Source organism: Rummeliibacillus suwonensis (assembly GCF_007896435.1).
Lineage (GTDB): Bacteria > Bacillota > Bacilli > Bacillales_A > Planococcaceae > Rummeliibacillus > Rummeliibacillus suwonensis.
The window spans coordinates 1-11,827 of sequence record NZ_VCBL01000008.1 but is presented as its reverse complement, the minus strand read 5'-3'; the positions used below and the strand labels follow the sequence as shown (position 1 = coordinate 11,827).

The window sequence follows — 11,827 nt, the reverse complement described above, 5'->3', positions numbered from 1 at the left end:
TATATAGATCTTCGCTGCGGCTTGCTCGAGTCCTCGAAAATGCAAGCATTTCCTTCGTGCGGTGTGATTCGAGGAAGAAAATTCAACGTCCCGTGGGAAAAGCGAATAGATGAGACCCCGCAGCGTAGCGATTAAGGAACGGAGTCTAAGGGCGCCACGTCCTGTGGCAGCGACTCCGTGACCAACATCCTGTTGCCCCCAGCATTCGCCCGCAGGAAAGCGAGTAAGCCTTCGCTGCAATCGACAAATTCCCCTATTTTCATGGATTAAATTGGATAATCAGCACGCCTGATATTTTATTGTAGCATGACAACTTCATTCTCCTATATTACTGGTAAATATGATAATTATTGATCAGAGTTTGTCTCTAAGATAGAGGTGAATACAGGAATGAACTTTGAGTAATGGAAAGCAAAGAAACTACTAACTTCAAATCATCTTGGAATTTGTGAATATAAAAATGATATTAAAAAAGATATATTTTTAGGATAAATATTTTAAGAAATAAGTCGAAAGAAATATGGAATATAAAAAATGTTTAGTATTTGTTCAGAATTATACTTTAGAATCATTTTTGTATTTACACATTCGAAGAAATGCATTTTTGAGTTACTTTGGAAGGAGAAATATTCCATGAATCGTAAGAATGTAATCCATTGTGTAATAGTTCTTATTTTGTTAGTAGCTTGCGATTCAAAAGAAAGTCGTTCGACCATTACAGACACTCCCCCCCAAAATCCCCTTCCTACAGAACAATTTATACGAAATCATTTACTTCAACCAGATGGATTAATATCTACAAACCTAACGGATCGAAAAGGAGAATATCTCTCAGAATCTATAGGATTGTGGATGGAATATTTATTGATAAGCGATCAAAAACAATCTTTTGATTTTCAACTAAGTGTTCTAAGAAAGCATTTCTACTCAAAGGATAATTTGTTGATTTGGCGCATTGATAAAGGACAAATGGCAAATGCAAATGCACTAATAGATGACTTGAGAGTAATAAATGTACTATATAGAGCAGAAAAGAAATGGGGAGACGTTCAGTATAAAGAATATGCTAATAAGATGTCCAAGACCTTATTAAAGTATCAATTACAACAGCAATATTTTGTAGATTTCATTAACTTAGATGATAAACAAGGCACGCATTATTTAACACTTAGCTATATAATGCCAAATGCTTTAAGGCAGATGAAAAAGGAAAGTTTATTATCTGAAGGGGTATATAGTCAAAATATTGACGTTTTAAGAAATGCTCCTACTTCAAAAGAAGGATTGTATCCTAAATCATTTAATACGGAGTCAAGCCAGTATGTTTTTGATCAAAGGGTGAATCTTATAGATCAACTTTATATTGGTTATCATCTTGCTTCTATTGGTGAAGATGTCAATTCTCTCGTAGAGTTTATTGAAGATAGGATGAATAACAATAATGGAAAATTGTTCGGTCAATATAGTGGACGAACTGGTACACCAATCGTTCGATATGAATCACCATCAGTATATGCTTTAGCAATTATGTTTTTAAACGAAACAGATCATCAGAGTTTGATTCCAGAACTTTATAAACGAATGATCGCATTAAGACAAAATTCAGAAGAGAAGCCTTATTTTGGCGGTTATATAGATGTAGATACTTTAGAGACACATGCATTTGATAATTTATTGCCTTTAATTGTGGATACACTTTATGCGAAAAACTCTCAAAATTAGGGCTCGTCACATATGTATCTTTTATCTTACATTAACAGGTAGTAAGATCTCCATTCCAAAAAATGAGGTAACAGCAGCAGAAAGTGAGAGATTAATTATCTGTAGAAGCCTGATTGGTTCAACTAATACAGCGGGAAATGAAAAATATATAGTATATGATGTTTTACTTTATCAATGTTGGTCAATATATGGTCATTCTAGAAGGAGTAGATAGTGTTTGCCGTTTTTAAATTTTAATAAAAATATTTTAGGAATTCTTTCAATGTTAATTGTTTTATTACAATTGCCTTCTTATTATTTGTTGCAAGGCAATCAAGAAGAATTAATGTTATATATCTTTTTGATTTTCCTGATTGTATTAACTTTATTTGCTGGTGCTATAACAGGATTACTTGTAAGTCTTGTGTTCATCTTTTTTATTGGAAGTGTTCTTTTATATTTTAATTTTGCCAATACAGCTCATATGATTTATCCATTTACTTTTTCGATGAAACTTTTTTTCTTCTATGGTTTATCATCAATTGTGCTTGTGTTAATTGCAGGAAAATTACATGAATCTATCGTTGGTCAAAGAAAGCGCAACGAACAATTACAAATGGAAGTTCAAAAATATGTAGCAGTCGATGTTGAAACCGGATTTGATAATAGGTTCAGAATGGAGATGGCATTGTTAGAAGAGATGAAGCGCTCCGATAGAACAAAGAAACCGTTTATATTTGTTCTTTTAAAGTTGGATTATCTAGAAAATTTTAGAAATTTATATGGCAATAAGGAGACAAAAAGACTTATTTTAAATATTTCTAAATGTATGGATGAAGTAATGAGATTTACAGATAAAAAATTTCGATATGACATGGATCAATTTGCATTGATCTTACCTGAAACGCAAGGAAAGTATATAGATTTAATATTGGACAAATTAAGAGATAAATTATCAGAACACACCCTATCAAATAATAATCTAGTTACATTAACATATCACGCGGGCTATTTTATCTATGAGCCTGAAACAGAAATAATAGTGGCTAAACTCATAGAACAAGTTGAGAGTGAGATGATCTCTCATGAATTATAGATTCTTTTGGAATCAAATAATAATTTTAATAGTATCTATCAGTGCTTTTGTCCAATTGTCTATAATGGCTAAGGCACAAGAGAAGGAACCGGCAATCGTTTTATATTCAACACAGAATACAAAAATTAGTGCTAATGTTAATGCTATTGAGACAAACCTTTCATCAGTATTCAATATCAAAGAAGTCAAATCTGTACATGCATTTGACAAGCAAAACATTAAATCTATAAAAAATATAATTTATATTGGAGAATGGGAAGAAAAGTTACCAACTGTGCTTACAGATACAGCCAATAATAAGCAACAGAGATTACTTGTTTTTGGAAAGAATATTCAACAATTTAAGACTTTTTCAAGGTGGAAAATAAAAAAGACGATTAATATTCGACGAATTAATCAAACATCATTGAAAAGGCCCCATCCGGTTGAAATAATTCAGAATACAGGTAAAAATGAAATTTTGATGAAAGGATATGATTTAAACAACAGTTATCCTTTAGTAATCAAAAACGATAATAATTATTATTTTACAAGTACGGAATTGCAAAATATGGATATATACTCATTTTCAAAATTACTTGCAGATGAGTTTCAAAAGGAAAATGCTAAGCATCCTGTTTATATTCTTTTAGATGATGTAACACCTTTTACGAATGCTAAAAAGTTACACGCATTAACGAAAATCCTTGAACAACAGGGAAAACCTTATTATATAGCAGTGACACCCGTAGTTAGTGGTGGGGACAATAAATCGTTACGAAAGATTCAAGATAATCAGGCATTACTAAAGGTTTTGAAAGAGGCTCAGAGTAGTTGTGCAATGATAATCGCAAAAGGTTATTTGGGTAGCTATGACCTAAATAGTAATACTGTGAAAATGGAATTTTGGGATATAAAAAGAAATCAGGCAGTGACAGCAAAAAATGCTAATGATGCCATTGTTCTGAAATCTGAAACTGATTTTGCAAATGAAAAACAATACAGTAATTATTTAAAGCGCTATAAAAAAGAAGAGGAGCACTACACAGAGAACAGGCTTTCATCATCGATTAATGAGTTGGGCTTAAATCATCTTTATCCTTTAGGCCTGGAAATTCCTAATTATGGAGCTAGTAATGTTACGTATCAAATAGCATCGCAGCATTTTTCCACGATGTTTGGAAAAGTCCAATATAGCAATTCTTCAAATGACATAGGCTCTCCGTTGTTTGTTAGCAAGCCGGATTTTTTAAATAGTATGATCTTATATCCAGTCACTGTACAGATGATGTTTGAAGGTGATAGATATCCATTTGAGAAAGTAATGGATCAACTAGATCAAATCGCTAATGTTTCCGGTTCAGCTATTGGAGTTAGTTTTTCTACTTCCATAGATGCTCGATATTTAAGCAAAGTTCTAAATCAAATTGAACTGCTTTCTAACATTTATTGGTTAAATTTGAAAGAAAAGAATAATATAGTTAAAACATCTGAAATTCAAATCACACAAAAGGCTAATCAAAAGTTAGATGTGACTTTCAATTATTCGCTCATTGACAGATTAAAGCAGAGTATAAAAGATCAACCATTGGAAATGATTTTATGGATTTTAGCGATTGTTGTACTTTTGTTTATCATTATATTCTTTGTCAATGTACTAAGGTTAAGAATGGTATTGAAGAAACGACTATTTGAGGAGCGAAGGTCAAATGGCTAATACATTATTTTTTATATCACTTTCTTTGATTTGGATTATGTTGCTATACCATATGTTTCTTATGCAAGGTGGGTATAGACATTTCAGCACATTTGAACGAGTCATTCCAAAATGGGAGAAAAATATGGGGGATTTACCGACCGTTAGTGTATTTATTCCTGCGCACAATGAAGAAATTGTTATTGCTCAAACCTTACAGGCAATGTCTCGGTTGCATTATCCAAAGGAAAAGTTGGATGTGATCGTTATAAATGATAATTCCTCTGATAGAACGGGGGAAATCGCTCAAAGTTTTCATGAAAAATACTCGTTTATTCGTGTTATTGAAACACATGGTGAAAACAAAGGAAAAGGAAAGTCATCTGCATTAAATGAAGCATTGAAACAGTCAGATGGTGAAGTGATTGTTGTATATGATGCAGATAATACACCGGAAAAAATGGCCGTATGGTATTTAGTAATGGGACTGATCAATGATCCGAAAGCAGCAGCGGTTGTTGGTAAATTTCGAGTTATTAACGCTGCAAGAACGTGGCTGACAAGATTCATCAATATAGAAACGATTTGTTTCCAATGGATGGCGCAGGGCGGGCGTTGGAATTGGTTTAAAGTAACAACGATACCAGGAACGAATTTTGCGATAAGACGAAGTATTATTAAATCATTAGGTGGTTGGGATGTAAAAGCTTTAGCAGAAGATACAGAGCTGACTATTCGTGTTTATAATCAAGGTTATCACATAAGGTTTTTTCCGAAGGCTATAACTTGGGAACAAGAACCAGAAACATTAAAAGTATGGTGGAAGCAGCGAACGAGATGGGCAAGGGGAAATCAGTATGTGGTGCTTAAGTTTTTAAGACAATTCATGACACTAAAACGTAAAAGTATTATTTTTGATTTATTCTATTTCTTTTTTACATATTTTTTATTTTTCTTTGGAGTAATTATTTCCAATGTTTTGTTTATCATTAACTCATTTTATGATTTAAATTTAGTGATTGGAAATGTTGCGCTTGTACTGTGGGTTCTTGCTTTTCTTTTATTTTTAGGAGAAGTCATGATTACACTTAGTATTGAAAAAGCAGAAATGAATGTAAAAAACTTTGTTTATGTTAATATTATGTATTTCACTTATTCACAAATGTGGATAGTACTTGTTATTTATTCTCTATTTTTAGAAATAAGAAGAGTTGTATTTAAACAAGAAGTGAAGTGGTATAAAACAGAAAGATTTAGTCAAAAAGATAAAGGAGGATTAAAGTGAATAAATATACGGGTTTGTTTGCAATAATCATTATAAACATCATTGTTATACTAATTTTCCCTGTTAAAAGTCATGCCGATTCTTCTATAAATGTTGAACAAGTAAAAATTTCTTCTCAACATAATCATGTTGATCACCAATCATTGACGACTTCAGAAGTCATTTTGAATGGGGCAGTTAGTGAAACGACATTTAACTATCATATGACGGAAACTTCAAGTTCTACAAAAAATAAAATAGTGTTATATATAGAGAATTCGGGATTACTAATCTCACCATCATCATTGACGATTGCCATCGATGGTAAAAATGAGAAATCAATTGCATTGCAAGGTAAAAATACAGAGAGGAAAATAGAATTTTCATTAAGAGGGGAGGCATTAAAAAAAGGAGATCACCAAGTATCTATCAAATTCTATGGTGTTTTAAAAGAAGGAGTGTGTGTGAATAATTCCACTTCTGCCAATTGGCTGAAAGTAAAGTCAGACTCTTATATACAATTAGATACAATAAATTCTCAAACTACATTAGCGCAGTATCCATCAAATTTTATTGGTACAACCTTTAACCCAACGACAATTGTATTTCCAGATAAGCCAACAAATGCAATATTGAATAGCGTTATGCAGGTCGCCAGTTTTTTAGCTACACAAACTGATGACAAGAACAGCATTCAATTAGTAAGAGAATCCCAGTTTCATAGCTTAAAAGGTAATGTAATATTCATCGGAATAAAGCATGGATTTAATTCAAAAGAAATTAGAGAGGTAGAAACAGCCGCAAAATTACCAACAAATAGTCATGCATTAAATCTTGCAACAACTACATTAAAGAATGATGGAAAAGAAGCAAAAGTATTATTTGTTTCTGCTAATAAGCCTGAAGATTTACAAAAGCGAATTTCTATTTTAACGAATAATAAACTAATCAATCAGCTTTCAGGATCTAACCTGTCAATTGAAGATCTTCCACAAATGACAAGTACCGATCAAAATAACGTGATTTCACTTGCTCAATTTGATATGGAGAATTTAACATTAAGCAGTAATAATGAAGTGAGTGATCATCATTTTTATTATTTACCTAATAATGCTGATATCACAAAAACAATCAACTTAAAATTACGATTGAAAAAATCAGCTACTATTCATGATGGTGACAAGAATAAAGAAACTTCGCATGGCAATATAGAATTGAATGTAAAAGTAAACGGAATACCACATTCTATTGATATGAGAACATTGAAAGGCACCAATGATGGTACTTATACAGTAGATATTCCAATTTCGATTCCAAAAGAAGACTACAATGGGTTATTAGATATTCAATTCGTTGCAAATGGTTTAAAAATAAAAGATCCTTGTTATTCAACAGATGAAGAAAAGTGGATTATGATTCATAAAAATAGTACATTAACATTTTCACTTAATTCTACTAATAATATGTCAGTAGCAACTTTAGCAAGTTATCCACATAATTTAATTGTTGGCAAAGAACCATTGAAAATTATTTTACCAACTTCCAATAATGTTTCAGATGATGAATTATTTACATTATATCACTCGCTTTTTAGTTCTAATGGTCAAGAAAAGATTGAGTTAGAACTTGCTAAAGATATGACTTCAGAAAAGCTTCAGAATTCGAATGTCCTCTTCATAGGGGGCGAAGATGAACAACCTTTATTACGTAAATTAAAAAATCGAATCATTTCATTTGAAAATGGCCAACCAGATCTGCAAAAGTATGGATTTATCAGAGAAGTAACGAAAAGATATGCTTTTATACAAAAAAATGACTTTGGAGAATTAAACAATCAATATAATGTATTCGTTATTGCACGTACTAGCCAAAATACACCTTATATAACCTCAACTTTTATAAAAAAATTAGGAAATATTAATAAACATGCTACAGTTGCGACTGAAACATTAAATAATCAGTTCTTTACGAATAGTGCTTATCTTGATAAAAATCAAGATAATGACCAAGTTGTTTCGAACGAAGATGGTTCACGCTTATCCATTTCATCGATCGTAGCATTTATTGGCTTAATCGCTTTGATCGTAATGCTCCTTTTGCTTATTTTAAAACGAAAGAAGCGTTTAAAAATAAAAGACTAGTTTCTTAAATTCATTTCATAAAAGGAGTCAAAGTTATGGAATTAACCATATACTTCGACTCCTTTTTGTGATGCTTTTTGTTTAGTTCACGTTTTAACGTGTATATTGCTTCGACAATCTCCATGCCTTTTTCATGTATAAACAAGAAGTGATTAGTATGCGGTCCAACCAGCATCGGCTGCGATGACCTGACCATTGATGAAGCTTGATTCATCAGAACCTAAGAACAATGCAAGTTTAGCAATTTCTTCAGGCTGACCAGCCCGTGGCATGATAGCTAGCCCGAGGTGTTGTCGAGCTGCACCAAACTCGCTTATATTTTTCATAGAGGAGCTAATATTGGTTACTACACCGCCTGGAGCAATCCCGTTACAGCGGATGTTTTTGTCTGCGTACATGAATGCAGTATTTTTCGTCAATCCGACAACAGCATGTTTTGAAGCAGTATATGCAGCACCAGCGCGAGCACCATAAAGACCACCAGCAGAAATATTGTTAACGATTACGCCATGACCTTGTTCTAGGAAGATGTTTGCTGCAATACGCATGGATTTCATAACGCTTGTTGTATTAACGGCGAATACTAGATCCCAACGAGCATCTTCTACCTCACCAACTGGTTGCATGCCATCCATAATGCCAGCGTTGTTGACAATGTTTTGCAACGTCTAAATCTACTAGGTTCATTTAAAAAAATAATCATAAACATTTTTCGCGAGCAATGAACATGTTACAACGATAAATAATACACGTACATAACCTGTGCCTTGTTTAAGGGCGAATCTAGAGCCAATAATAGCACCGAAGATTTGTGCGATCCCCATTGGAATGCCATATGCATAATGGATTTGACCTAAAAACATGAACGTAAGAAGTGCCGCAATATTACTACCAAAGTTTAAGAATCGAGCATTTCCTGCTGCCTTTAGAAAATCAAAGCCTACCATTAAAAAAGCGAATATGAGAAAAGAGCCTGTACCAGGTCCTAAGAAGCCATCGTAAAAACCAATTGCAAAAATAACCATTATAAACAATGTTAGTTTTACAGATGATAACTTTTTGTATGTAGAATTACTGCCCCAATCTTTTTTAATAACCGTATATACAGCGACTCCTGCAAGCATGATGAGCATCAGAGGTTTTAATATATCTGGGTCCATTAAATGGACGATCCATGCGCCAAGAGCTGAACCGACAAATACTAATGGGAAAAACTTTGCGACTGATTTGAAATCCATTTTTCCTGAGCGGTAGAAAGTAATTGTGCTGGTCAAAGATCCCATTGTACCAGCAAGTTTATTTGTTGCAACGGCTGCGGCAGGAGAAAGACCGACAAATAATAGTGCTGGCAGACCAATCAACCCACCTCCACCAACTACTGAATCGATGAATGCAGCCAAAAATCCAAAAAGCACAAGAATTAATAATAATGAAAAATCAATATCAACATGAAATGGCATCAAATCAACCTTCCTAAATAGTGACTACCAAAATGGTAACTAAAATCCTTTTGAATGTAAATAGTTCAAAAAGATTTGGTATGATACATGTAACATGTAAGAAGGATACGGGGGAATATAAATGGAGGATTTAGTGCAACAGCTAAAAGCCATAGGATACACTGAATATGAAGCAAAATCCTATGTTTCACTAGTAAAATCAGGTACTGTCACAGCTTACCAAGTAAGTAAGAACTCTGGCATACCAAGAGCACGAATTTATGATATTCTGAAAAGCCTTATCGAAAAAGGGCTTGTCTTAAAAGAAGAAAAAATCGACGGAACAGTCTATTCACCACTGCCGGTAGATGTTTTTCTTGAAAAAGCACAATCCAACTGGCAAAAAAATTATCAAAACTTAAGTAATAAACTAAAGCAGCTTGAAACAACAGAGGAAAGTCCAGACAATCAAATTTTAATATTAAAAGAAAAGACAACTATCATTAGTTATTGTAGGATGCTTATTAGGAAGGCTGAGAAACGGATTATTATCTCATTGTGGGATGATATGTATGAAGAAATGAGAGAGGAGTTAGAGGAAGTAGCGGAGGGTGTTCAAATTCAAGGTATTACATTGCATGTTGATCATCCTATAAAGACTGTGGATTTACATCGCATTACACATTTTACAGAAGCACCGACTAGTAAAAGGTGGTTCGTTTTGTCGATCGACGCAAAGGAAATGATATATGGCTCATATGTAAATGATTGTGAATTGGCTTTTTATACGAATGATCAAGTACATATATATTTATTAGAAGATTATGTTTGGCACGATGTACTAGTTAATCGTTTAGTAAAACGCAACAAAGACAATTTGGAACAGTGGATTTCGGAAGAACGTAAAAAGTTTTTTATGGAAGATGGATTTGTGGAAAAGTAAGTGGATAAATCATTAATCGAAAAATTATACACATGTGGATAACTAAAAAGCTTATAAAATCTAGGTGAATAGGTTTATAAGCTTTGATGTTTACATAGGCGAAGTAGCAGTAGAAGGAAATTTTCTTTATAAAAGTACTTTTGCAATGGATTTTTGTGGAGACTAAAAACATAAAATTGAATAAACATATGCAAATAGGATTTTTTAGACATAAAAAGTTGGCAAATCTATATGGGATGAAGGGATAGGATGATCAGATTTTTTCAGTTCATTTCAAGCTTTGATGATAATTTGGCGAATTTCATAGAATTATATGGTGTGTTTATTTATATTGCATTATTTTTCATCATTTATTCAAAAACAGCTTTTGTGGTTTTGACCTTTTTACCGGGCGATGCACTGGTATTTGCTAGTGGAGCGTTGACGGCAATCGGAAAATTGGATTTTTGGATATTGTTAATCCTCTTTATCAGTGCAACGATTGCAGGAGATAGTCAAAATTATTTGATTGGAAATTTATTTAGAAGATGGCATGATAAAAAGCCACGATTAAAAAATTTTTTAGAAAATACACTTCAAACAGCTCAAACATTTGTTCATCGGTATGGCTCATTTTCTATTTTAGTTGCCCGGTTTGTTCCTCTGATGCGAACGACTGTCCCACTTGCTAGCGGCCTTACTCAGTATTGTTTTTCAGTATTTTTGAAGTTTAATAGTTTAGGTGCCATTCTATGGGCATCTTTTTGGTTAAGCATAGGTTATGTATTAGGTAATATTGAATGGATTGAAAATAATTTAGTTATATCTTTGACGATGATATCGTTTATTCCATTGCTCGTTCCAACGATATTTGTAGTTATCAATAAGCTGAAAAAGACCTTTTTTCATAATACAAAAAATGATAATGCTGAAAAACCAAGTTAAAAAGAGTTACTTCAAAATTGTTTTTGGGTAACTCTTTTGTGCTTTAATAAGCTAAGTGGAAGGCTAAGAGGAGTAGAGTATTCAAAATGTAACTTCTTGCAGCGCATAATGAAAATCTTAGCAAAAGAAAGAAGTTCTAATTAGTATGTGAAGTGAAGCCTTACTCAGTGAAGTTTTCTTCACCTCTACTGTTTATGAATAGGACCATTATATTTTTACAGGGAGTCGATCCTCGCTTGAGATCGTTGAAAAACTATAGCTTTACCATCTTTTCCTTTATTTTATGAGCTCAAAAAGCTGATTTATATCGCATTTTTGAAGGCTTTTCTGTAGAGGACTATGAATAAGATTTACTAAACAGGCACTGCACAAAGAAAATGATTTATAAAATTGATTTAGTATAAATATAAAGTGAAAAAAATTTAAAGATATATTGACTTTATAGAATTGCGATGATAAGATATTTAAGTCGCTGAAACAAAGTGAAATAAAAACTATTGACATTGTGAAGCGAGATTGATATAATAACCAAGTCGTCAAGATAGACGATATAACTATGAACCTTGAAAACTGAACAAGCAAGACGTTAATCAATAAAATTTGTTCACTAACCTCCGTTAGTGACAAAGACAAAATAGATATCA

General features: G+C 32.8%; 8 protein-coding genes and 1 pseudogene. 7 read left to right on the top strand and 2 right to left on the bottom strand.

Annotation, left to right across the window (positions count from 1 at the left end):
* Nucleotides 1-633: 633 nt before the first annotated feature.
* From FEU33_RS18495 to FEU33_RS18475, 5 genes are all read left to right on the top strand, one after another.
* Nucleotides 634-1,722, top strand: a complete 1,089-nt coding sequence (locus FEU33_RS18495) for a glycosyl hydrolase family 8 (RefSeq protein ID WP_186731490.1) — start codon at nucleotides 634-636, stop codon at nucleotides 1,720-1,722.
* A 262-nt stretch (nucleotides 1,723-1,984) separates the two neighbouring features.
* Nucleotides 1,985-2,797 (top strand): diguanylate cyclase domain-containing protein, encoded by an 813-nt coding sequence (locus FEU33_RS18490; protein ID WP_146550949.1) that lies wholly within the window; start codon nucleotides 1,985-1,987, stop codon nucleotides 2,795-2,797.
* The gene (locus FEU33_RS18485) at nucleotides 2,787-4,493 is read left to right on the top strand and encodes a DUF2334 domain-containing protein (RefSeq protein WP_146550948.1); all 1,707 of its coding nucleotides are present in this window, start codon (nucleotides 2,787-2,789) and stop codon (nucleotides 4,491-4,493) included. The genes FEU33_RS18490 and FEU33_RS18485 overlap by 11 nt, the downstream gene beginning before the upstream one ends.
* The gene (locus FEU33_RS18480) at nucleotides 4,486-5,757 is read left to right on the top strand and encodes a glycosyltransferase family 2 protein (RefSeq protein ID WP_146550947.1); all 1,272 of its coding nucleotides are present in this window, start codon (nucleotides 4,486-4,488) and stop codon (nucleotides 5,755-5,757) included. Before FEU33_RS18485 ends, FEU33_RS18480 begins: the two co-directional genes overlap by 8 nt.
* Complete coding sequence (locus tag FEU33_RS18475) at nucleotides 5,754-7,877, top strand: cellulose biosynthesis cyclic di-GMP-binding regulatory protein BcsB (protein ID WP_186731489.1); 2,124 nt, start codon at nucleotides 5,754-5,756, stop codon at nucleotides 7,875-7,877. The genes FEU33_RS18480 and FEU33_RS18475 overlap by 4 nt, the downstream gene beginning before the upstream one ends.
* A 152-nt stretch (nucleotides 7,878-8,029) precedes the next feature.
* Here the strand turns inward: FEU33_RS18475 and FEU33_RS18470 are convergent.
* Both FEU33_RS18470 and FEU33_RS18465 read right to left on the bottom strand, forming a co-directional pair.
* Nucleotides 8,030-8,542: pseudogene (locus tag FEU33_RS18470) on the bottom strand (SDR family oxidoreductase); the annotation flags it as partial.
* Nucleotides 8,543-8,560: 18 nt separating this feature from the next.
* Nucleotides 8,561-9,337: a TSUP family transporter gene (locus tag FEU33_RS18465; protein WP_146550945.1), complete on the bottom strand. Its 777-nt coding sequence runs from the start codon at nucleotides 9,335-9,337 to the stop codon at nucleotides 8,561-8,563.
* 121 nt (nucleotides 9,338-9,458) lie between these two features.
* Here FEU33_RS18465 and FEU33_RS18460 point away from each other — a divergent pair, with 121 nt between their 5' ends.
* The gene (locus FEU33_RS18460) at nucleotides 9,459-10,259 is read left to right on the top strand and encodes a TrmB family transcriptional regulator (protein WP_146550944.1); all 801 of its coding nucleotides are present in this window, start codon (nucleotides 9,459-9,461) and stop codon (nucleotides 10,257-10,259) included.
* A 249-nt stretch (nucleotides 10,260-10,508) separates the two neighbouring features.
* Complete coding sequence (locus FEU33_RS18455) at nucleotides 10,509-11,183, top strand: DedA family protein (RefSeq protein ID WP_146550943.1); 675 nt, start codon at nucleotides 10,509-10,511, stop codon at nucleotides 11,181-11,183.
* Nucleotides 11,184-11,827 lie beyond the last annotated feature (644 nt).

Coding starts and splice junctions, on each gene's coding strand:
- FEU33_RS18495 (WP_186731490.1), top strand. CDS start 634: ATGAATCGTAAGAATGTAATCCATTGTGTAATAGTTCTTATTTTGTTA.
- FEU33_RS18490 (WP_146550949.1), top strand. CDS start 1,985: ATGTTAATTGTTTTATTACAATTGCCTTCTTATTATTTGTTGCAAGGC.
- FEU33_RS18485 (WP_146550948.1), top strand. CDS start 2,787: ATGAATTATAGATTCTTTTGGAATCAAATAATAATTTTAATAGTATCT.
- FEU33_RS18480 (WP_146550947.1), top strand. CDS start 4,486: ATGGCTAATACATTATTTTTTATATCACTTTCTTTGATTTGGATTATG.
- FEU33_RS18465 (WP_146550945.1), bottom strand. CDS start 9,337: ATGCCATTTCATGTTGATATTGATTTTTCATTATTATTAATTCTTGTG.
- FEU33_RS18460 (WP_146550944.1), top strand. CDS start 9,459: ATGGAGGATTTAGTGCAACAGCTAAAAGCCATAGGATACACTGAATAT.
- FEU33_RS18455 (WP_146550943.1), top strand. CDS start 10,509: ATGATCAGATTTTTTCAGTTCATTTCAAGCTTTGATGATAATTTGGCG.